The sequence below is a fragment of the Ornithinimicrobium sp. F0845 genome, assembly GCF_023015765.1.
Lineage (GTDB): Bacteria > Actinomycetota > Actinomycetes > Actinomycetales > Dermatophilaceae > Ornithinicoccus.
Genome location: NZ_JALKAL010000003.1, coordinates 1 through 21,522, shown reverse-complemented (window position 1 = coordinate 21,522; position 21,522 = coordinate 1). Strand labels below are relative to the sequence as shown.

The following is a 21,522-nucleotide window of genomic DNA, read 5'->3' as shown; positions in this document are numbered from 1 at the left end:
GTCACCAGGGAGACGTCGGGGCCAGCTCGCCGGGCAGCGGCTCGGCGAACGGCAGGTGCAGCGCGCCGCGGACCAGCTCCAGGAAGGTCTCGCACTGCCGCACCAGGTCGTCGGCCTCCCGCGGGCTGACCGTGCGGGACCCACGCTCCAGCGCGAGCCGGCGGCGCCCGCTGGCGGCGAAGAAGGTGGCCCACTCCCCCAGCTCGGGGGCCAGTCGGGGCAGCACCTCCCACACGCTGCGGGGACGGGACCGGCCGGCCACGACGGTGCGTGCCGCGACCAGCGCCGCCGCGGCACGCAGCGCCGCCAGGTGCGCCTCGGTGTAACGCTGCGACGCGGTCTGGCTCCGGCAGGCCTGGACCAGACCCGCGCGGGACCGGTCGAGCAGGTCCAGCACGGTGCCTGCCGACGGTGCCGGCGGCACCTCCGCGGTCCTGATGCTCGTGGTGGTCATCGCTCCTCCTCAGTCGGCGACGCGCACCAGGCGCCACCGGTCGTCCTTGGTCAGGTCATAGACCCCGGTTTGCATCAGGCGCCCGGCGCTGGCCTCCACCCGCCAGACCTCCCGCTCGAGATCGGGGAAACGGTCGGGTCTCCCGTCGCCCGAGCCAGCACCATCCGGGCCAGCACCATTCGAGCCAGCGCCCGAGTCCCCCGAGGGCTCCCGCCACCAGGACAGGCGCTGCGTCCAGTGGTCGAGCACCGCGCACACGACGTGCAACCGCCCTCGCCAGATGAACGCGGTGGGTGCGGAGGCGGCGTCCACCCCGGCAGGGAGCACCGGCAACCGGCCGAGCTGCAGTCCACCGACGCGCACCTCGACCGGGTCCGCATAGCGACGACTCATCACGCCTCTCCTCCTCCTCACACACGGGCACTGTCGGACCGGGCTGGTTGACTGCTCCGCACTCGCCCGTGAAGGCACCGTGCGAGACAACCTCCCAGTCATCCTCGAACCTCTGTTCGATACGTACAAATGTACGACACCTCACCGACAGTCCTCAACCCCTGAGCATTTCCTGTGGACAGACGCCGTAGGCTCGTCTCGTGCCCGCACCTCACCCCATCGATGGCCCGCGCCTGCGCGAGCGCGTGCAGCATGCACTCGATGCCGACCTCGCCCACCAGCGCACGGTCCTGGCCGAGCTCGGCGGCCAGGTCGCCGGCCTCGTGGACGAGATCGCCGCGCTGCTCACCGGGGGCAAGCGGCTGCGGGCGGCGTTCCTCTACTGGGGCTACCGGGCCCTCGGCGGCACCGACTCCCCCGAGCTGATCCGCGCCGCGACCTCGATGGAGCTGTTCCAGGCCGCCGCCCTCCTGCACGACGACGTGATGGACGACTCGGACCTGCGCCGGGGTCGCCCCACCGCCCACCGCACCTTCGCCGCGAACCACCACGACCACGAGTGGGCCGGGGAGTCGGACCGCTTCGGGCACGCGGCCGCGATCCTGGCCGGCAACCTGTGCCTGACCTGGTGCGACAGCGCCTTCTCCACCTCGGGCCTGCCCGCGGAGGAGATCGCCGCCGCCCGGGTCGAGTTCGACGCGATGCGGACCCAGCTGATGGGCGGGCAGTACCTCGACGTGCTGGACGCCGCCCAGGGCTGGGAGGGCCTCAGCTACGCCGAGCGGCTGGAGCGCTGCCGCACCGTGATCCGCTACAAGAGCGGCAGGTACAGCGTCGAGCAGCCTCTCCTCATCGGCGCCCGCGCCGCGGGGGCCGGACCTGACACGCTCACCGGCCTGTCGGCATACGGGCTGGCCCTCGGCGAGGCCTTCCAGATCCGCGACGACGTCCTGGGGGTCTACGGCGACCCGCAGGCCACCGGCAAGCCCGCCGGCGACGACCTGCGTGAGGGCAAGCGCACGGTCCTGATCGCGCACGCGCTCGGCTTGGGCGACGAGCAGGACGCCGCCACGCTGCTGGGGCTGCTCGGGCGACCCGACCTCGGTGACGAGCAGGTGGCAGTATGCCGTGAGCTCCTCGAGCGGGTCGGTGCGGTCCGCGCGACCGAGGAGATGATCACCGACGGCGCCGACGCGGCGCTAGGGGCCCTGGAGCAGACGCCCGGGCTGACTGACGAGGGCCGCGAGGCGCTGGCCCAGCTGGTCGCCATCAGCACCGCGCGGACCACCTGATCCGGGCAGGCGCACCGAACCACGCTGAACAGGCGCACCGAACCACGCTGAAGGGGACCCCTGGCCATGTCGCTCGTCGCAGGCACCGTCGACGCCGGAGCCGTCAGTCTCACCTGGAGGCTCGACTCCCCCGCCGCGGAGGTCTGGCGCCACCTCACCAGCGTCGAGCACCTGCCGGAGTGGCTCGGCCGGCCCCGCTCGGGCGGGTTCACCAGCGGTGACAAGCTCGTCGTGGACCACGGCGACGGCTACCTGTGCACCAGCCACATCGGCACCGTGGAGCCCGGCCGCGCACTCGACCTGACGTGGCAGTTCCCCGACGAGCCGCTGACGCACCTGACCCTGACCGTAGAGACCGCGGCGGCCGAGAGCGACGAGTCCGCGGGACGGTCCCACCTGCACCTACATCACGCAGGACTCGGCGACCTCACCGCCTCCTACCTCCCCGGATGGATCACCCACCTGACCTACCTTGAGGGCTCGCTGGAGACCGCCCCACTCCCGCTCAGCGCCTTCTGGAGTCTCTACCAGACCATCGAGCGACTGACACTCGCACACTCCCCGGACCTTCCACGACAGCAGGCCGTCGACCGCCCCCGGCAGAACTTCCTGTTGTCGCTCCACGAAACCATGACCGAGGCCGGCGGCGTCGACCTGCGGGTGGCGCCGCGCACCGATCAGCCACGGCCGGTGGATCTGTCGTGATCATTGCTGACACGAACGTCGTGTCGGAGTTCATGAAGGTCTCCCCAGATCCAGCGGTGCTCGCCTGGGCCCACGGCATCGACCCGAAGGACCTCACCATCTGTGTGGTCACGGTCGAGGAGATCGAACGCGGGCTGGGGCAACTACCCGACGGTCGCCGCCGCCGCGACCTGGAGCTGCGGTGGAGCCGACTGATGGACTCCTTCAACGAGACCATCGCGGTCTACGACCCGCTCGCAGCACGGGAGACCGCCACGCTCCTGGTCGCCGCGCAGACCGCTGGACGGCCCATGTCGCTGGCCGACGCACAGATCGCCGGCATCTGCCTCGCCGGCGGTCACCACCTCGCCACCCGCAACGCCTCCGACTTCGCTGCTGCCACGCACCTGACTCACATCGACCCCTTCCGGGCTGTCTAGCGGAGCGATCCTCAGCGCGACAAACGGCCCCCGGGCTCCGCCCATCCCTGATCAGTAGGCTCGGCTGTATCCCGACGAAAGGTGGCCACGTGGGACACACCCCGATCTCCGCACCTGATGCTCCCCAGCCGATCGGTCCGTATGCCGTGGCGGCCCTCGACGAGGAGTCAGGACTCCTCTTCTGCTCCGGTCAGACCCCGATCGACCCGTCCACCGGGCGGCTGGTCACCGGTGGCATGACCGATCAGGCCAGGCAGGTCTTCGACAACCTAGGCCACGTGCTCGGGGCTGCCGGGGCCACCATGGCCGACGTCGTGAAGGTCAACGTCTACCTCACCTCGATGGCCGACTTCACCGCCCTCAACGAGGTCTACGCCGCGGTCTTCGAGGCGCCCTACCCGGCCCGGACCACCGTCGCCGTGGCCGAGCTGCCGCTCGGTGCCCGTGTCGAGATCGAGCTCGTGGCTCGCCCCAGGGGCTAGCGGCCGCGCCAGCTGCCTGACTTGACCCGCGGGCCCAAACTGCTAGAAGGCCATCTCCTGGGCGCGGCGCCGCACCTCGGTCTTGTTGCCCTCCCGAAGCGAGGCGATGGCGCTGCCGCCCTGCAGAGACTCGTCGGCCTCGTGCAGCCAGTCGATGATCTCCTCGTCCTTGTAGCCCCCGTCGGCCAGCACCGTGATGGTGCCCCGCAGCGCGGGCAGCGGACCCTCCTCGGTGAGGAAGCCGGCCGGCACGTAGACCGCCCTGTTCGGGCCCCGCCGGGCGCCGATAATCTCCCGCTCCTGGAGCCAGGTCTTGACCTGCGCCAGCGAGACGCCGGTGAGCTCCATGATGTCGGGCACGGCGAGCCAGCCGGTCAGTTCGTCGGTCGGGTCCGGGTCGGGGCCCGGAGTTACATCGCTGTCGTTTACCACATACTCCAGTCTGCCACAAGCAGCGACACACCTTCACTCTGGCGCGGGTCCACATTCTCCGGTACCTTCACAGTGGTCACACCGAACACGCGAGCACCACCGGTCCCAGGAGCACACCATGAGCACTGTGGCAGAGCGGCCCCCGTCCCTGCACATCCAGGCCTCCGGCATGACGCTCGCTGCCCGTCTCCTGCCCACCACCCGGCCACGGTTCGCCCAGGTCGCGGCGCCCCGGTCGGGTGGGCGTGAGCACGGCGCCCCGGTCGCCGCCCGCACCGTCACGGTCCGCGCCGGGGACACCCTCTCCGGCATCGCTGCCGCGCACGGGGTCCCGGTGACCGCCCTGCTCAGCCTCAACCCCGGCGTCCGGGCACGGGGCCTGCAGGTCGGGCAGCACGTCATACTGCCCACGATCTGACGCAGGGCACGGCCCGCGCCTCCCCCGAGGCGACCCCCGCAGCACGGCGCCTGCACGGTTTTCACGCCCAGTCTCCGTATCCTGGCAGGGTGAGCACCGCGACCTCTGCCGTGATCGACCGTGTCCTGGACGGTCGATACCGCGTGGAGTCCCTCCTCGCCCAGGGCGGGATGGCAGCGGTCTACTCCGCCACCGACCTGCGGCTGGACCGACGGGTCGCGCTGAAGATCATGCACGCCAACCTGGCCCGGGACGAGGCCTTCGTCACCCGCTTCCGGCAGGAGGCGCGGACGGCCGCACGGCTGTCGCATCCCCACGTGGTCTCGGTCTTCGACCAGGGCGAGGACGGCGACCTGGTCTTCCTGGCGATGGAGCTGGTCGAGGGGCGCACCCTGCGCGAGGTGATCACCGAGCACGGGGCGCACAGCGTGCGTGAGGCCGTGGCCTACATCGACCCGGTGCTGCAGGCGCTGGCCGCGGCGCACGAGGCCGGGCTCGCGCACCGCGACGTCAAGCCGGAGAACGTCCTGATCCGCGAGGACGGCACCGTCAAGGTGGCCGACTTCGGGCTGGCCCGGGCGGTCAGCGCGGCCACCTCCAGCCACAGCAGCGAGCTGGTGTGGGGCACCGCCGCCTACCTCGCGCCCGAGCAGGTCGAGCGCGGTCGCACCGACGAGCGCAGCGACGTCTACTCCGCGGGGCTGCTGTTCTACGAGCTGCTCACCGGTGTAAAGGCCTACCCGGGCGACAACGCGATGCAGGTCGCCCACGCCCACGTGCACGGCCAGGTGCCCCGCGCCGCCAGCACCGTGGCAACAGTCCCGGCCGAGATCGACGCGTTCATCCAGTGGGCCTCGGCCAACGACCCGGAGCGCCGCCCGACCGACGGCGCCGCCGCCCTCACCCAGCTGCGCCACTCCGTGCGCCAGCTCTCCGACGGAGAGCTGGACGCTCTGCCGGGGCGCCGGGTCGCCGACGACCCCGACCTGACGCAGGCGTTCGACCACACCCGTCCGCTCCGCGCCACCGATACCGTGGCCGTGCCGCGCACGGATCCGGGCCACTACGCCCGCACCCGCGGCAACCGGCCGGCCAGGCCCCCGCGCGCTCCCCGCCGTCCGCGGAGGCGGGTGAAGGCACTCGGGTGGGTGCTCGGCATACTGCTGGTCCTCATCGCGGCCACGGGGGCGGGCGCTGCCTGGTACTTCACCGAGGGGCCAGGGATCCACTCCCCCGTGCCCACCCTGGTCGGGCTCACCGAGGCCGACGCTCGCACGGCCCTGGACGCCCAGGACCTGGACACGGTGGTCGAACTGGCCTACTCGGAGACGATCGCCTCCGGCGTGGTCATCGAGGCCTCCCACGAGCCGGGGGTCTCGCTGCGGCACGGCACCGACGTCACCCTCACCGTCTCCCAGGGGCCGGAGCGGTATGCCGTGCCGCCAGTCATCGGGCGCACGCTCGAGCAGGCGACACCCATGATCGAGGACGCCAACCTCACCCTCACCGAGCCGGTCATGGTCTATGACGAGACGATCCCCGAGGGACAGGTCATCTCGGTCGAGCCCGAGGAGGGCACCGAGCTCAAGCCGGACGCCGAGGTCACGCTGACCGTCAGCCAGGGCCGGGAGCCGATCGAGGTCCTGGACGTCACCGGGCAGCCACAGGACGACGCCGAGGAGGCCCTCAGCGAGGCGGGCTTCTCGGTCAGCATCGCCCCCGACCGGGTGTTCAGCGACTCCGTGGAGGAGGGGCACGTCGTGTCCCAGTCGCCGGAGTCCGGCACCGGATTCCGCGGTGACCAGGTGACCCTGACGATCTCGAAGGGGCCTGAGCTCATCGAGGTGCCGCGGGTCATCGGGAAGCAGTGGAGCGAGGCTGAGGAGCAGCTCAAGGAGGCGGGCTTCGAGGTCGGTCGAGAGGACCTGGCCGGCGGCTACTTCTCGACGGTGCGCTTCCAGAGCGTCGACCCCGGCGAGATGGTGCCCAAGGGCACCGAGATCATCCTCACTGTCCTCTGACCGTGGCCGGGTCAGGTGCCCGGTGCCGTGGACGAGCGGTCAGGCGCGCTGGGGCTCCCCCGCCGACAGCAGCTCGGTGAGGACGCCGGCGGCGTGGTCGGTCTGGGCGTCGTCGACGTCCAGGTGCCACACGAATCGGACGCTGCCTGGCCCGGTCGCGTAGCCCAGCACGCCGCGCTCCCCCGCCGCCGCGATGAAGTCGGCACCGGTCCAGCCGGCCGCCGCCACCTGCAGGACCAGGATGTTGGTGTGCACCGCGGCCGGGTCCACGACCCCCGGCCGGGACGCGGCGACCGCCTCGGCGACCCGCCGGCAGCGGGCGTGGTCGTCGGCCAGGCGCTCCAGCTGATGGGCCAGGGCGTAGCGCCCACCCTCGGCCAGGATGCCGACCTGCCGCATCCCGCCGCCGAACCGCTTGCGCCAGACCCGGGCCTGCTCCATGTGCTCGGCCGAGCCGACGAGCAGCGACCCGACCGGGGCACCCAGCCCCTTGCTCAGGCAGACGGACACGGTGTCGGCGCACGCGGCATACTCCGCCAGCGGGATCCCGGTGGCGACGTGCGCGTTCCAGAGCCGGGCACCGTCCAGGTGCACCGCCATCCCGCGCTCGTGGGCGCGCCGGTGCAGCTCCTGCATCGTCTCCAGCGGCTGGACGGTGCCGCCGCCGAAGTTGTGGGTGTTCTCGACCACGACGCAGGTGGTGCCCACCTGGTAGGCGCCGCCGTCGGTGACCGCGAGCGCCATGGCGGCGTCGACGTCGAGCAGCCCGTTGGTGGCGTGCCAGCTGCGGGCGGAGATGCCGCTGAGCACGGCTGCCGCTCCCAGCTCGGCCCGCAGCACGTGCGCCAGGTCGTCGGCGATGAGCTCGGCGCCGGGCGCCACGTGGAGTCGGACGCCGAGCTGGTTGGCCATCGAGCCGGTCGGCGTGAACAGCGCGTCCTCGTGCCCCAGGAGCTCGGCCACCTCTCGCTGCAGGGCCAGGACTGTTGGGTCCTCGGCATAGACGTCGTCGCCGACCGGGGCGTGGGCCATCGCGTGGCGCATCGCCTCGCTGGGACGGGTCAGCGTGTCCGAGCGCAGGTCCGCGGTAGTGGTGCCGGGCGCGACGGTGGCCGTGCCAGAGGTGGCGGCGCTCACCGGCCCGCCTCGAGCATCGCGGCGACCTGGAAGGCCATGTCCAGGCTCTGCTGGTGGTTCAGCCGCGGGTCGCAGACCGTCTCGTAGCGCAGCCCGAGGTCCTGGACGTCCAGGGACCCGGAGCCACCGACGCACTCGGTGACATCGTTGCCGGTCAGCTCCACGTGGATGCCGCCCGGCCAGGTGCCGGCCGCCCGGTGGGCCTCGAAGAACCCGGCGACCTCGTCGATGACGTCGTCGAAGCGCCGGGTCTTGTGCCCACTGGGCGAGGCGAAGGTGTTGCCGTGCATCGGGTCGCACACCCAGGCGACCCGGTGCGCCTCCTCGCCGACGCTCTCCAGCAGCGGGGGCAGCAGGTCCCGGATCTTGTCCGCACCCATCCGGGTGATGAAGGTGAGCCGTCCCGGCACGCGCTCCGGGTCGAGCTTGTCCAGCAGCCCGAGGACGTCGTCGCGGGTCGCGGTGGGGCCGAGCTTGACCCCGACCGGGTTGTGCACCCGGGACAGGAAGTCGACGTGGGCACCGTCCAGGTCACGGGTGCGCTCCCCGACCCAGATGAAGTGCCCGGAGGTGTTGTAGGGCAGGCCGGTGCGCGAGTCGCGCCGGACCATGGCCCGCTCGTAGTCCAGGACCAGCGACTCGTGGCTGGAGTAGAACTCAACCCGGCGCAGCTCCTCGGCGTCGGCGACACCGGAGGCCTCCAGGAACCGGACGGCCCGGTCGATCTGGGTCGCCATCTTCTCATAGCGCTTCTGCGCCGGCCCGGAGACGAAGCCCTTGTTCCAGGTGTGGACGCTGCGCAGGTCGGCGTAGCCACCGGAGGTGAAGGCCCGCACGAGGTTCAGCGTGGAGGAGCTGGCGTGGTAGACGCTGACCATCCGCGAGGGGTCGTGGGCGCGTGCCTCGGCGGTGAACTCGAAGCCGTTGACCATGTCGCCGCGGTAGGCCGGGAGGGTCACCCCGTCCCGGGTCTCGGTGTCCGAGGACCGCGGCTTGGCGAACTGACCCGCCAGACGGCCGACCTTGACCACCGGCATGCCCGCGCCGTAGGTGAGCACGACCGCCATCTGCAGGATCGTCTTGATCCGCTCCCGGATGTTGGGGCCGGTGACGCCGTCCAGCGTCTCGGCGCAGTCGCCGCCCTGGAGCAGGAAGGCCTCGCCGCGCGCCACGGCACCGAGCTTGTCGCGGAGCAGGTCGCACTCGCCGGCGAAGACCAGGGGCGGAAAACCCTTCAGGGTCGCGACGGCACGCTCCAGCGCCTCCCGGTCGGCCCACGTGGGCTGCTGCCGCGCGGGCAGGTCCGGCCAGTCGAAGTGGTGCCCGATCGGGGGCGGTCCGGTCACGTCCGTGGTCACCGTGACATCGTAGGAGCCCTCGCGGCCGGAGGCGTCACCGGTGCTGGTCAGCGGTCTCCTCGGCGTCAGCCTCGGCGACGTTCGCGTCCGCGTCCTCGCCCGGGTCCGTCGCCGCACCGGCCGCGTCGTCCGCGACCTTGTCCGCCTCCGTCGCCTCACCGGCCACGTCGTCAGGGTCCTCGTCAGCCCCGGTGGGCTCCGCCTTGGTCTGCCGGGCCTTGATCTGCTCCCCCACCTGCTCGATCTGGGTCCGCGCGGTCTCGACCCGCTCCTCGACCTGCTGGCGCACCTGCTCGGCGGTCACCTTGGTCTGGTCGACCGCCTTGTCCACGGCGACCCTGGCCCCCTCCACGGCCGCCTTGGCGCGTGCTGCGATCCGCTCCTTGACCGACGCGGCGTACACATCGACATACTCCTGGCCGGAGAGCTGCATCAGCTCGTACATGATCTCGTCGGTGATGGAGCGCAGGACCGTACGGTCGTCCTCCATGCCCTCGTAGCGGGAGAAGTCCAGCGGCCTCCCGAAGCGAACGCCGACCTGGCCGCGCTCGATGTTCGGGATCACCTGACCGGTGGGCTGGGCCTTCTCGGTGTTGATCATCGCCACCGGGATGACCGGGACCTTGGCCTCCAGCGCCATCCGTGCCACCCCGGTCTTGCCCTTGTAGAGCTTGCCGTCGGGGCTGCGGGTGCCCTCGGGGTAGATCCCGAACAGCTCCCCGCGCCGCAGGACCTTCAGGCCGGAGTTGAGCGCCGCCATACTGGCCTCGCCGCCGGAGCGGTCGATCGGGATCTGCCCCATGCCCTTGAAGAAGGTCTTGGTGAGCCAGCCCTTGATCCCGGTGCCGGTGAAGTACTCCATCTTGGCGGGGAAGGTCATCCGACGGTCCACCACCAGGGGCAGGAAGATCGAGTCGGAGAAACTGAGGTGGTTGCTGGCGAAGATCGCCGCGCCCTCCTCCGGGACGTGCTCACTGCCCTCCACCCAGGGCTTGAAGAGCGCGCGGATGATGGGTCCGACCAGCACGTTCTTCAACAACCAGTACAGCACCAGGACCTCCTCATCCCGTCCCGGACATGCTAGGGCAGCACAGGGGTCGCCGCCCGGGGACTCGGCTCACCGCTGAGGCAGTCTGTCATGACAAGATCGTCTTATGCAGATCATCGCAGGAGCAGAGCCCTTTGAGTCCCCCGGTGTCGGCGAACGCGCGCAGACTGCCGTGCTGCTGATGCACGGCATCACGTCCACCCCGCAGATGGTTCGCCCGGTCGCCGAGCAACTCACCGCTGATGGCTACGCCGTGTCGGCGCCACGGCTCCCCGGGCACGGCACGCGCTGGCAGGACATGGCTCGCACCCGGTATGCCGATTGGCTGGGTGCTGTGGTCGCCAGCCTCGAGGCGTTGCGTGCCGACCACGAGACGGTGGTCGCCTTCGGGGTCAGCATGGGTGGTGCCCTGGTCACCGACGTCGCGGCCCGTCGTCCCGATCTGATTGACGGTCTGGTGCTCGTCAACCCGGCGTTCGCAGCGGCCGACTGGCGTCTGAAGGTGATCCCGAAGGTCAAGCACCTGGTTCCGGTAGCTCAGGGGATCGCCGACGACATCCGGCGCCCGGGGCCGCCCCGTGAGCTCGCCTACCGATGGATTCCCCTGCGGGCCTTTGACTCGTTCATCGAGCAGTGGCCACGGTTGGTCCGCCAGCTGCCCGACGTCCACCAGCCGGTGCTCCTGTTCCGGTCCCGCCATGACAGGGTCGTGCCGCCCGTGTCGGCGGAGACCTTCCTCGGTGCTGTCGGCAGCACCGACGTCACCGTCCACTGGCTCGAGGAGTCCGGCCACGTCGCCCCGTTGGACCACGACGCGGAGGAACTGATTGCGCTCACGCGAGACTTCGTGGGCAGGATGGAGCATGGCCACTGAGGGATCGGGGCACGAGGACCGCCCCGACGACGCGGACGACGTCGACGCCCGCTTCGAGGAGATCGTCGCCGGCCTGCGAGCCGAGCAGGCGGCCTCGCAGCAGCGTCGACGCGAGGCGATCCGCCGCGCCCAGTCCCGACGGCGTGACGAGGGCCCAAGCTCCAACCGTCCGCTCGAGGGCTTTGACACCCCGAACCCGTGGCCGCCGCGCCGAAGGACGCCTCAGAGCACCGACCCCAGGGGCACCAGTCCGCCGGGGACCAACCCCCCGGTCACCGGCTCCCTGGGCGCCCCGGGCGCGGGCGCGCCACCTCCGGGCACCAACCCCCCGGTCACCGGCCCCCGGGGCCCGCAGCACACCGCGCACCCCGGTCCCCCGTCGTCCGCGACGCCGGATCGCTCGGCACAGCCGCCATCCGCCGCGCCGCATCCCCCGGGGCAGTCGCCGTCCGCCACGCCGTCGCACCGGGCGAGTGGCTCCGGGGGTCGCCACCGCCAGCAGTTCGGCAGTGCGCAGGACTCCGACTATCCGGACGCGCCGGGCAACTATCCCGAGACGCCCTCGGACGCCTGGCGCGGGTGGGCCGGCCCTGACGAGGAGGAGCACTTCATTCCGCCGACACCGTCGCTGCCGGCCGGTGACCTTCACCTGTGGGCGATCGTGGCCGGCCTCCTGGGTGGGCCGCTGATCCTGATCCTCAGCAACGTCTTCACCCTGCTCCGTGCCCCGTGGTGGACCCCGGTCGGCATCCTGGTCTCGGTGGCCGGGGTGGTGCTCCTGGTCCTGCGGCTGCCCAAGAACCGTGACGACACCGACTTCACCGGCGGCGCCCAGGTCTGAGGCCACCGGTGCCCGGTGCGAGCCCACCGGTGCCCGGTGCGAGCCACCCCATGCTGTGTTCTGGCTCGTCGACCCCTCGCGGCCCCGTGCCGCCAGCAATACAGTGGCGCACATGGGCCGTGAATATGACCAGGACACGACCATCGGCAACGCGCCGCTGCGCATCCGCACCCGTGGGCGGGCGGTGCTCTCCAACCCGATGACCAACCGGGGCACGGCCTTCACCGCGGAGCAGCGTGAGTCGCTGGAGATCGACGGCCTCATGCCCACCGGATTCACCACGCTGGAGAACCAGACCCGACGCGTCTTCGAGCAGTACCGTTCCAACAAGTCGATGCTCGGCAAGTTCCTCACCCTGAACGCGTTGCGGGACCGCAACGAGGTCCTCTTCTACCACCTGCTCTCCAACCACCTGGAGGAGATGCTGCCGATCATCTACACGCCGACGATCGGTGAGGCCATCGAGCGGTTCAGCAGCACCTACAACCGTCCCCGTGGGGTCTTCCTGTCCATCGACCACCCCGAGAAGGTCGAGAAGGCGCTGAGCAACTACGGTCTGAACGCCGAGGATGTCGACCTCATCTGTGTCACCGACTCCGAGGGCATCCTCGGCATCGGCGACCAGGGCATCGGCGGCATCCAGATCGCGATCGGCAAGCTGTCGGTCTACACGGCCGCCGCCGGCATCCACCCGCGCCGGGTCATCCCGGTCGTCCTGGACGTCGGCACGGACAACCTCGGGCTGCTCTCTAACGACCTCTATCTCGGCGAGCGGCACAGCCGGGTCCGTGGGCAGCGCTACGACGACTTCATCGACATCTTCGTGCGGGCCGTCAACAAGCTCTTCCCCCAGGCGCTCATTCACTGGGAGGACGTGGGCACCTCCAACGCCTTCCGCATCCTCGAGCGCTACAAGGACGAGGTGTGCACGTTCAACGACGACATCCAGGGCACCGCCGCCGTCGTGCTGGCGGCCCTGCTCGCGGCCGTCGACGTGACGGGCGTCGATCTCGACGACCACCGGATCGTCGTCTTCGGGGCAGGCAGCGCCGGCATGGGGATCGCCAGCCTCGTGCGGGACCAGATGCTGCGGACCGGCCGCTCGGAGACGGAGGAGGAGGCCTACGCCCGCTTCTGGCCGATCGGGATCCAGGGGCTCTATCTCGAGGACGACCACCGGTTGCACGACTTTCAGAAGCCGTGGGCACGCAAGCGGCTCGACGTCGCGGACTGGGACCTCCCCGACCCGAACAACATCGGGCTGATGGACGTCATCCGCAACGCGAGGCCGACGATCCTCATCGGCACCTCGACCAAGGCCGGTGCCTTCAACCGCGAGGTGGTCGAGGAGATGGCACGCCTGAACACCCGGCCGATCATCTTCCCGTTGTCGAACCCGACCAGCCACGCCGAGGCGACGCCGAGCGACGTCCTCGAGTGGTCGGACGGTCGGGCGCTCGTGGCCACGGGCAGCCCGTTCGACCCCGTCGACCATGACGGCGTCCGGCACGTCATCGCCCAGTCCAACAACGCGCTGATCTTCCCCGGGCTGGGTCTCGGGGTGGCCGCGTGCCGGGCACGGCGGGTGACCGAGGGGATGATTGCCTCTGCCGCCGAGGCCCTGGCCGGGATGGTCAACCGGTGGCGCCCCGGAGCCTCGCTGCTCCCGGGCATGAGCGACCTCCGGCTCGTCTCGGCCACCGTCGCCATCGCGGTCGCGAAGCAGGCGACAGAGGAAGGCGTCGCCCAGGTCCCCCTCACCGACCCGGTCGGCCAGGTCTTCGAGCGCATGTGGCAGCCGAGCTATCCCAACATCGAGGTCATCTAGTCCGACGCCCGAGGCCCGACGCCCGACGCCCGGGCGGGGGGTCTCCAGCCCCGGTGAGACGCCGCGGTCCCTGGAGACGTGACATCGGAGCAGCCCACGCACCAACCCAAGGCTGGCGCACCGGACACACCAACCAGGGGGTGGTGCACCGGACACACCAACCCAGGGGCTGGTGCACCAGACACACCGATGTCACGTCTCCACAGGGAGATGCACCCGCCCGACCCCGGCGGCGCTCGGTGGGACGGACTTCCACCGCACCGCGCTCGGTGGGGCTGAGTCTCACCGCGCGGCGTGCTCGGTCGGATGGGAGACCTCAAGGTCGAACCAGACCGGCAGGTGGTCGGTCGCTGCGGTCAGCAGCTCCCGCTCCAGCACGACCTCCTGGTGCGGCAGCACCGTGAGCTCCGCGCTGGCGAAGATGGCGTCGATCCAGTGCTTCGGCCCTGCCGCGGGGAAGGTCGGGCGCTCCGGTGTCACCTGGGGCAGCCGCTCGCCCAGCACGTGCCACGCCCGGCCCTGGGAGCTCTCGTTGAGGTCACCACCCAGCACGAAGGGTCCGTCGGCCGAGGCCGGTTCGACGCTCAGCTCATGCAGGATCCGCGTCGCGTGTGCCAGCCGCTCGTCGGCCAACAACGACAGGTGCACCGAGACCATCGTGATCTCCCGCCCGCCGGGCACCGTGACACGAGCGGTGGTGTAACTGCGGGGGTTGGCCCGCAGCGGCACGGGAAGCTTGCGGTCGACGGACCTGCTGGCGACGACCCGGGGGCTGGTCATCATGCCCGTGCCGGAGAGACGCCGGGTCCGGCCGGACCACCTCAGGCCACAGCGTCCGGCGAAGCGGGCGATCCGACCCCTCGAGAACGGATGCCGCGGCACCTCCTGCAGCAGCAGCACGTCAGGGTCGAGGCGGCGCACGACCTCCGCCGCGGCCGTCGCGTCGTCCTTCAGGCCCCGCAGGTTGTAACTGGCCACCCGGATCCGAGCGCTCATCACTGGCCCGTCCGTGCGCCGTCGGCCAGGCCGTCACCCTCACCGTCAGCCGGGCCGGCGGACACACTGTCGGGCCCGGAGCCGGTCCGGAGCAGGTCGGCGGCCCCGACCATCCCGGCGGCGGGCCCCAGCTCGGCAGCCACGATGGGCGCGAGGGGCCGGTGGCCGCGCCCGGTGAGCCGCCGGGCAAACATGTCACGGGCCGGCTCCAGCAACAGGTCGCCCGCCTCGCTGACGCCGCCGCCCACGACGATGCGCCCCGGGTCCAGCGCGGCCACGAGATTGGCCAGCCCGACGCCGAGCCAGCGGCCCACGTCGCCTATCAGCTCCAGCGCGGCGACATCGCCGTGGCGGGCCGCCTGCGTCACGTGATGGCCCTCGACCTTCGCCGGGTCCCCGCCGCAGTACCCGGCCAGCCCCGCGGCATACGGGCTGTCCTGCTCAAGCATCTCGCGGGCCTCGCGCTGCATGGCTCGGCCGGAGGAGTACTGCTCCCAGCACCCCCGGTTGCCGCACTCGCACCGCTCGCCGTCCGGCACGACCTGCATGTGCCCGAACTCCCCGGCCAGCCCGTGGCGGCCCCGTTCCACCCGGCCGTCCAGCACGAGGGCGCCGCCGATCCCGGTCCCCAGGGTGACCAGCAGGAGGCGCGGCTCTCCCCGGCCCGCCCCGAAGCGGTACTCGGCCCAGGCCGCCGCGTTGGCGTCGTTGTCCAGGACGACGGGCAGCCCGAGCCGCTGCGCGAGCCGGTCGCGGATCGGCTCGTCGCGCCACGCCAGGTGTGGGGCGAAGACGACGGTGCGCCGGTCCGCTGAGACGAAACCAGCGGCCCCGAGCCCTACGCCGAGCACCAGCCGCCCAGGGTGGTCGCGCGCCGCGGCCGCTCGGGTCTCGCTGACGGCGTCGACGATCACCTCCTCGACGACCGACGCCTCGGTGGTGCGTCCCGGTGTGTCGCGACGCACCTGGGTCAGCACCGCGCCGGAGACGTCGACCAGCCCCGCGACGACCTTGGTGCCACCGACGTCCACGCCGATCGCGAGCGTGTCACCGCCCGCGGGGTCGTGGGTCAGTGCCATGGGAGTATGCCGTCAGGCCACGCCGGCGCGACGCGCCGCCAGGTCTGCCGCGCCGATCATCCCGGCATCGTTGCCCAGGAGCGCACCGACGATGTCGGCCTGGCGGCGGTGCCCGCGTCCCGTCAGCTGCCGGGCGAACGCCGCCCGGGTCGGCTCCAGGAGCAGGTCACCGGCCTCGCTGACGCCGCCGCCGACGACGATGAGCTCCGGATCCAGGACCGCGACCAGACTGGCGATGCCCTCCCCGAGCCACTGGCCGAGATCGGCGAAGAGCTCGGTCGCGGCCGCGTCGCCCGCCCGCGCCGCCTCGGTCACCAGCTCACCGGTCAGCCGGTCAGGATCCCCGCCACACAGGTCGCGCAGCATCCCGGCGTGCGGGCTCCCGCCCCTGACCAGCTCGCGGGCCTCACGCACCAGAGCGGTGCCTGAGGCGTAGGCCTCCAGGCAGCCCCGGTTGCCGCAGCCGCACCGGTGGCCGTCCGGCATGACGCGCAGGTGACCGATCTCCGCGGCGATCCCTTCTGAGCCGCGCAGCAGCTCCCCGTCGGTGACGATCCCCCCTCCGACGCCGGTCCCCAGGGTGAGCATGAGCATGTCCTCGGCCTCGCGGGCACCGCCGTAGCGGAACTCACCCCAGGCGGCGGCGTTGGCGTCGTTCTCCAGGAAGATGGGGCGGCCGACGGAGGCCTCCAGCCGGGCCTTCAGCGGGGCGTCCCGCCAGGCCAGGTTGGGGGCGAAGAGCACGGTGGAGCCGCTGGCGTCGATGAACCCTGCGCAGGCCACCCCCACCGCCCCGACCGTCTCCCCGTCGCGATCGCAGCGGTCGGCCAGCTCCCTGACCAGGTCGGAGATGGCCCCAGCGATCGCGTCCATGTCGCTGGCCGGTGTCGCCCGCTCGCTCCGGTGGGCGAGGGCGCCGTCGACGGAGACCGCAGCCCCCTTGATGCCGGTGCCCCCGACGTCGACGCCGAGGTTCACGGTCACGTGGTCCGCCTCCGCTCCTCGGCCGCCTCCTCGTCGTCCTCCTCATCGATCCAGATCACTGCCTCAAGCATCCTCGTCCTCCTCGGGTCCTTCGTCGGTCGTGCCCTCGTGGTCCGTCATGCGCTCGTCGCCTGCCGCGCGCTCCTGGTCAGCGGAGCGCTCCTCGTCAGCCGTGGCCCCTTGTGCCTCCGCGGCGGCGTCGCGGCGGGACTGGGCGAACAGGGACAGGCTCTCCGCTGCTGCCCCCAGCAGGTGGGCGATCGAGTCCAGCGTGTCCGCGCCGACCGGCCCGCCCAGCGCGGCCTTGGCCCGGCACCAGGGGCAGCCCCGGCACAGGTGCTCCTCCGCGGACCCGGCAGCCTGCCCCTCCTGAGCCTGCCCGTCTTCGTCCTGGCCCCGCCCGTCCTGAGCCCGCCCGTCCTGTGCCCACGCCTCCTGAGCGTGCGCGCCCTGAGCCGGCCCGTCGGCATACTCCTGCTCGGTGTCCGGGACCGCGGAGAGCCAGCGTGCAGCGGCCTCGACCAGGTGCCGGGCCTCGCGCTCGACCGACCCGGGACCGGCCGGCTCAGCCACGACTCAGCACCCGGTCGGACAGGGAGGACAGCGCGGTGTCCACGATCATCTTCTCGGCCTTGCGCTTCATGGCCCCGAGCATCGGGATCTTGACGTCCACCTGCAGCTGGTAGACGACCTCCGTGCCGATCCCGTCCGGCGCGCCCTCCATGTCCACCGCGGTCAGGGCGTAGGAGCCCGTCATCGCCTTGAGCGTCCCGGCCCGCACCAGGTCCCAGGAGACCTGGCCCTCACCGGTCTCGGTGATCTGCCAGTCGTAGGCCAGCACGTAGGTGTCGCGCACGACCCCGGCCTCCAGGCTGAACTCGACCTCGTCCGCCCAACCACCCTCGTTCTCGGAGAGGATCTGCACCGACTTGAAGTCCGCCCACGCCGGGTAGTTGTCGAAGTCCGAGATGACCTCGATGACCTCGCTCGGCGGCGCGGGGATCAGGATGCTGGACTCGGTGCGGTCGGCCATGCAGGGCAGGTTATACCTCCGGCGATACAGTGGGCTCTCCACCGTCGATCCAATCGCCTGAGGAGACCCAGTGCAGGAGTATGAGGTCCCACCGTTGATCCCCTCCCGCGAGGAGGGCAACCTCTCCGACATCCCGCACGACTGGGCCGATCGTGAGCCGCACCGCCCGCTCCTGGCCCGGCAGGTGGAGGCAGTATGGCGTGATGTCACCGCCGCAGAGTTCAACCGGGAGGTGCGGGACCTGGCCAAGGGGTTCATGGCCGCCGGCATCGGCGTCGGTGACGCCGTCGCGGTGATGAGCCGCACCCGCTATGAGTGGACGCTGGCCGACTTCGCGCTGTGGACCGCCGGCGCGGTCCCGGTCCCTATCTACGAGACCTCCTCCGCGCAGCAGGCCTCCTGGATCCTGCAGGACTCCGGCGCCGTCGCGGTGGTGGTCGAGTCGGCCGACCACCGGCAACTGGTCACCGGGATCCGGGAGGAGCTCCCGGCCCTGCGCGACGTCTGGCAGATCGACGGGGGCGGTCTTGACGAGCTGGCCACCGCGGGCAAGGACGTCTCGGAGGAGGACCTGGACGCCCGCCGCGGGCAGCTCAACCGCTCCTCGCTCGCGACGATCATCTACACCTCCGGCACGACCGGCCGCCCCAAGGGCGCCCAGCTGACCCACGACAACTTCATGGGGCTGGGCGAGAACGCGATCGAGCGCCTCGAGCAGGTCGTCCGGTCGCCGGGCGCTCGCACCCTGCTGTTCCTGCCCCTCGCCCACGTCTTCGCCCGGTTCATCCAGGTCGTGGTGGTGCAGGCCGGAGCGCAGCTGGGACACACCCCCGACGTCAAGAACCTCCTGCCCGACCTCGCGGCCTTCCAGCCGACCTTCATCCTGGCGGTGCCCCGCGTCTTCGAGAAGGTCTACAACGGTGCCGCGCAGAAGGCCATCGATGGCGGCAGGGGAGCCATCTTCCTCCGCGCCGCGGACGTCGCCGGCCGCTACAGCCGTGCCCTCGACGACGGCGGGCCCGGTCTGTTCCTCAAGGCCCAGCACAAGCTCTTCGACGCCCTGGTCTACAAGAAGCTGCGCGAGGCGATGGGCGGCCGGGTGCAGTATGCCGTCAGCGGCGGGGCCGCCCTCGGCGAGCGCCTCGGTCACTTCTACCGCGGCATCGGGCTGACCATCCTGGAGGGCTACGGCCTCACCGAGACCACCGCCCCGGTGTCGGTCAACACTCCCGAGCTGATCAAGATCGGCACCGTCGGACGGCCGCTGCCCGGTGTGGGCGTCCGGATCGACAACGGCGAGGTGGTCGTGCGGGGCGTCAACGTCTTCCGCGACTACCACAACAACGCCGAGGCGACCGCGGCCGCGATCGACGACGAGGGCTGGTTCCACACCGGTGACCTCGGCGAGCTGGACGACGAGGGCTTCATCAGGATCACGGGCCGTGCCAAGGAGATCCTGGTGACCGCCGGCGGCAAGAACGTCTCCCCCGGCCCGCTGGAGGACCAGCTGCGCGCCACCCCGCTCATCTCGCAGGCGCTGGTCGTCGGCGAGGGCCGGCCGTTCGTGGCCGCGCTGATCACCCTCGACCCCGAGGTGATGCCCGGGTGGCTGGAGCGGCACAACCTGGCCGACGTGCCCTTCGAGGAGCTGCGCACCAACGAGGAGCTGCTGGCGGCGATCCAGAAGGCGGTCGACACCGCGAACGAATCGGTCAGCAAGGCCGAGTCGATCCGCAAGTTCGACCTGCTGGAGGAGGACTTCACCGAGGAGAACGGCTACCTGACGCCGTCGATGAAGCTCAAGCGCAACCTGGTCACCAAGGACCTCGCCGAGCAGATCGAAGCCCTCTACGCCTGACACAGGACGGGGGGACATACGGCCCAGCGACACATAGCGGGGCGACCACCGCGGGGCTACCACGGCGGGCGCGACACACTCCGGGGCACGGCTCAGGTGCCCTTGACGTTCACCACCTGCCGCAGGGTGTGCCGCACGCGCACCAGTTCCGCCGCCTCCGCCATCACCTGGTCGATGTCCTTGTAGGCACCGGGGATCTCGTCCAGGAACGCGGCGGAGTGCTCGTACTCGATGCCCTCCATCGCCTCAGCCAGCTGCTCGAGCGTGAACGTTCTGCGCGCCTTCGTCCGCGAGAACACCCGACCAGCACCGTGGGGCGCGGAGTGCAGGGCGACCGGGTTGCCGAGTCCCTCCACGACATACGACGCGGTGCCCATCGACCCCGGGATGAGACCGGCCTCGCCCTCACGCGCGGAGATGGCGCCCTTGCGGGACAGCCAGACCTCGCGCCCAAAGTGCCGCTCCGGCTCGGTGTAGTTGTGGTGGCAGTTGATCTCCTCGAGCCGCTCAACCTCGACACCGACCCAGTCCTGCAGGCAGGCCACCATCCGGTCCATCATCTCCTCGCGGTTGAGCAGCGCGTAGGTCTGCGCCCACCGCATCTCCCGGACGTAGGCGTCGAACTCGGCCGTGCCCTCCACCAGGTAGGCAAGGTCGCGGTCGCCTTCGGGCAGGCTGATGAAGTGCCGCCGGCAGTAGTCCTGCGCCACCTGCGTGTGGTGGGTCGCCATCCGGTTGCCGACGCCACGACTGCCCGAGTGCAGGAACAGCCAGACGGCACCCGTCTCGTCCAGCGTCACCTCCAGGAAGTGGTTGCCCGAGCCGAGCGAGCCGAGCTGGTTGCGCCAGGCCTTGGAGTATGTCGTGGGGTCCAGCTCGATCTCCTCGGCCAGCCGGGTCAGGTGGTCGAGTCGGGCGATTGTGTGCTCGCGCCTGATCTGCTGGTTGGCGCCGCCCGCGGACAGCGGAACCGCCCCCGCGATGGCCTTGCGGACGCTCGCGCGGTCCTCCGGCAGCTCGCCGGAGCGGAGCTGGGTCCGGACGGCGACCATGCCGCAGCCGATGTCGACCCCGACCGCGGCCGGCATGATCGCGCCGTCGGTGGGGATGACCGACCCCACGGTCGCGCCCTTGCCCAGGTGGGCGTCCGGCATCAGCGCGAGGTGGGGGTGGATGAACGGCATGCGCGCCGTCCGTTCCGCCTGCTCGCGGGTGACCGGGTCGATGATCGAGGCCCAGCTCAGCAGCCGCGGGGAGATCTGCTCCATGATCCTGTCGTCTCTCCTGGGGGACGCTCTCCGTATGAAGAGCGTCCGTCGAGGCTAGTCCGAGAATGGGACTCGCTCTGGCGCACCCAACCGACGTCCCTGGACATGCCTGTGGGCCCGGCCGGGTGGGTCGGGCTGTGGGGCGGGGTGGTCAGACGTGCCAGGTGACGACCGACCCGCTCACGGTGGCCATCAGGTCCTTGTCGTGCACCAACGTGTGATGCCGGGGACACAACAGCACCAGGAGAGCGATGTCCGTCCCGCCCCCACGACACCACCAGATGAGGTGATGCACATCGCACCACGTCGGATCCACATCGCAGCCAGGATAGGTGCACGAACCGTCCCGGACCACGAGCGTCTTGAACTGTCCCGGGGTCGCCAACCGGACCGTCCGACCCAGGTCCAACGGCTGCCCGTACTCACCCAGGACGATCGGGGTCACATCCCCCAGACAGGCGAACTTGCCGGCCTGCCCGGCATCCAGGACCTGACCGGTGTTCAGCACCGCCGCACCGCACGGTTTCCCGGTCTGCGGGTCGGCCTTGACGGTGACCATCACCGAGGCCCGACCACTGGAGGGCGGGGCGCCAGGGTTGGAC

Annotated in this window: 23 protein-coding genes; 10 read left to right on the top strand and 13 right to left on the bottom strand. The window is 71.2% G+C overall.

The genetic code is table 11. The annotated features are described in order from the left end of the window. Position 1 precedes the first annotated feature (1 nt). Positions 2-454, bottom strand: coding sequence for an SAV_6107 family HEPN domain-containing protein (locus MWU75_RS06035; RefSeq protein ID WP_247088895.1), 453 nt, complete (start codon positions 452-454; stop codon positions 2-4). Between the two features lie 9 nt (positions 455-463). Then, positions 464-847 carry a DUF6504 family protein gene (locus tag MWU75_RS06030; protein ID WP_247088894.1) on the bottom strand — a complete coding sequence of 128 codons (384 nt, stop codon included), beginning with the start codon at positions 845-847 and terminating at the stop codon, positions 464-466. A gap of 200 nt (positions 848-1,047) precedes the next feature. Here MWU75_RS06030 and MWU75_RS06025 point away from each other — a divergent pair, with 200 nt between their 5' ends. The 4 genes from MWU75_RS06025 to MWU75_RS06010 all read left to right on the top strand — a co-directional run bounded on the left by MWU75_RS06025 (position 1,048) and on the right by MWU75_RS06010 (position 3,745). Next, positions 1,048-2,139 (top strand): polyprenyl synthetase family protein, encoded by a 1,092-nt coding sequence (locus MWU75_RS06025; protein WP_247088893.1) that lies wholly within the window; start codon positions 1,048-1,050, stop codon positions 2,137-2,139. A gap of 66 nt (positions 2,140-2,205) precedes the next feature. After that, positions 2,206-2,844: an SRPBCC domain-containing protein gene (locus tag MWU75_RS06020; protein ID WP_247088892.1), complete on the top strand. Its 639-nt coding sequence runs from the start codon at positions 2,206-2,208 to the stop codon at positions 2,842-2,844. Then, entirely contained in the window at positions 2,841-3,263 is a 423-nt protein-coding gene (locus MWU75_RS06015) for a type II toxin-antitoxin system VapC family toxin (RefSeq protein ID WP_247088891.1), read from the top strand. The genes MWU75_RS06020 and MWU75_RS06015 overlap by 4 nt, the downstream gene beginning before the upstream one ends. A gap of 89 nt (positions 3,264-3,352) precedes the next feature. Further along, positions 3,353-3,745 carry a Rid family detoxifying hydrolase gene (locus tag MWU75_RS06010; protein ID WP_247088890.1) on the top strand — a complete coding sequence of 131 codons (393 nt, stop codon included), beginning with the start codon at positions 3,353-3,355 and terminating at the stop codon, positions 3,743-3,745. Between the two features lie 42 nt (positions 3,746-3,787). Here MWU75_RS06010 and MWU75_RS06005 read toward each other — a convergent pair whose 3' ends face one another. Then, on the bottom strand, positions 3,788-4,177 hold the full coding sequence (locus MWU75_RS06005) for an Rv2175c family DNA-binding protein (RefSeq protein ID WP_247088889.1): 390 nt from the start codon (positions 4,175-4,177) through the stop codon (positions 3,788-3,790). A gap of 118 nt (positions 4,178-4,295) precedes the next feature. On the opposite strand from MWU75_RS06005, the gene MWU75_RS06000 reads away from it, so the two are divergent. Next, a complete protein-coding gene (locus tag MWU75_RS06000; RefSeq protein WP_247088888.1) occupies positions 4,296-4,595 on the top strand; it encodes a LysM domain-containing protein in 300 nt (99 codons plus the stop codon). Positions 4,596-4,684: 89 nt separating this feature from the next. Further along, entirely contained in the window at positions 4,685-6,616 is a 1,932-nt protein-coding gene (gene pknB, locus MWU75_RS05995) for a Stk1 family PASTA domain-containing Ser/Thr kinase (RefSeq protein WP_247088887.1), read from the top strand. 39 nt (positions 6,617-6,655) lie between these two features. On the opposite strand, the gene MWU75_RS05990 is transcribed toward pknB, so the two are convergent. The 3 genes from MWU75_RS05990 to MWU75_RS05980 form a co-directional block, all read right to left on the bottom strand. Beyond that, positions 6,656-7,753, bottom strand: a complete 1,098-nt coding sequence (locus tag MWU75_RS05990) for a GntG family PLP-dependent aldolase (RefSeq protein WP_247088886.1) — start codon at positions 7,751-7,753, stop codon at positions 6,656-6,658. Next, positions 7,750-9,054: a 3-deoxy-7-phosphoheptulonate synthase class II gene (locus MWU75_RS05985; protein WP_247089270.1), complete on the bottom strand. Its 1,305-nt coding sequence runs from the start codon at positions 9,052-9,054 to the stop codon at positions 7,750-7,752. Before MWU75_RS05985 ends, MWU75_RS05990 begins: the two co-directional genes overlap by 4 nt. 91 nt (positions 9,055-9,145) lie before the next feature. Continuing rightward, complete coding sequence (locus tag MWU75_RS05980) at positions 9,146-10,162, bottom strand: lysophospholipid acyltransferase family protein (protein WP_247088885.1); 1,017 nt, start codon at positions 10,160-10,162, stop codon at positions 9,146-9,148. A 103-nt stretch (positions 10,163-10,265) separates the two neighbouring features. Between MWU75_RS05980 and MWU75_RS05975 the strand changes: the two genes are divergently transcribed. From MWU75_RS05975 to MWU75_RS05965, 3 genes are all read left to right on the top strand, one after another. Next, complete coding sequence (locus tag MWU75_RS05975) at positions 10,266-11,033, top strand: alpha/beta fold hydrolase (protein WP_247088884.1); 768 nt, start codon at positions 10,266-10,268, stop codon at positions 11,031-11,033. Next, positions 11,023-11,874 (top strand): hypothetical protein, encoded by an 852-nt coding sequence (locus MWU75_RS05970; RefSeq protein ID WP_247088883.1) that lies wholly within the window; start codon positions 11,023-11,025, stop codon positions 11,872-11,874. The genes MWU75_RS05975 and MWU75_RS05970 overlap by 11 nt, the downstream gene beginning before the upstream one ends. Positions 11,875-11,986: 112 nt before the next feature. Then, positions 11,987-13,702: an NAD-dependent malic enzyme gene (locus tag MWU75_RS05965; protein WP_247088882.1), complete on the top strand. Its 1,716-nt coding sequence runs from the start codon at positions 11,987-11,989 to the stop codon at positions 13,700-13,702. 282 nt (positions 13,703-13,984) lie between these two features. On the opposite strand, the gene MWU75_RS05960 is transcribed toward MWU75_RS05965, so the two are convergent. The 5 genes from MWU75_RS05960 to MWU75_RS05940 form a co-directional block, all read right to left on the bottom strand. Then, entirely contained in the window at positions 13,985-14,698 is a 714-nt protein-coding gene (locus MWU75_RS05960; RefSeq protein ID WP_247088881.1) for an endonuclease/exonuclease/phosphatase family protein, read from the bottom strand. Further along, positions 14,698-15,777 (bottom strand): ROK family glucokinase, encoded by a 1,080-nt coding sequence (locus MWU75_RS05955; protein WP_247088880.1) that lies wholly within the window; start codon positions 15,775-15,777, stop codon positions 14,698-14,700. The genes MWU75_RS05960 and MWU75_RS05955 overlap by 1 nt, the downstream gene beginning before the upstream one ends. A 12-nt stretch (positions 15,778-15,789) precedes the next feature. Further along, a complete protein-coding gene (locus tag MWU75_RS05950; protein WP_247088879.1) occupies positions 15,790-16,761 on the bottom strand; it encodes an ROK family glucokinase in 972 nt (323 codons plus the stop codon). 63 nt (positions 16,762-16,824) lie between these two features. Continuing rightward, the gene (locus MWU75_RS05945) at positions 16,825-17,334 is read right to left on the bottom strand and encodes a hypothetical protein (protein WP_247088878.1); all 510 of its coding nucleotides are present in this window, start codon (positions 17,332-17,334) and stop codon (positions 16,825-16,827) included. Then, a complete protein-coding gene (locus MWU75_RS05940; protein WP_247088877.1) occupies positions 17,327-17,794 on the bottom strand; it encodes an SRPBCC family protein in 468 nt (155 codons plus the stop codon). The genes MWU75_RS05945 and MWU75_RS05940 overlap by 8 nt, the downstream gene beginning before the upstream one ends. Before the next feature lie 70 nt (positions 17,795-17,864). Between MWU75_RS05940 and MWU75_RS05935 the strand changes: the two genes are divergently transcribed. Then, a complete protein-coding gene (locus tag MWU75_RS05935; RefSeq protein ID WP_247088876.1) occupies positions 17,865-19,652 on the top strand; it encodes a long-chain fatty acid--CoA ligase in 1,788 nt (595 codons plus the stop codon). A 92-nt stretch (positions 19,653-19,744) separates the two neighbouring features. On the opposite strand, the gene MWU75_RS05930 is transcribed toward MWU75_RS05935, so the two are convergent. Together MWU75_RS05930 and MWU75_RS05925 are read right to left on the bottom strand one after the other, a co-directional pair. Further along, complete coding sequence (locus MWU75_RS05930; protein ID WP_247088875.1) at positions 19,745-20,920, bottom strand: RtcB family protein; 1,176 nt, start codon at positions 20,918-20,920, stop codon at positions 19,745-19,747. A gap of 151 nt (positions 20,921-21,071) precedes the next feature. Next, on the bottom strand, positions 21,072-21,522 hold a 451-nt coding region (locus MWU75_RS05925; protein WP_247088874.1), incomplete at its 5' end, for an HNH endonuclease signature motif containing protein.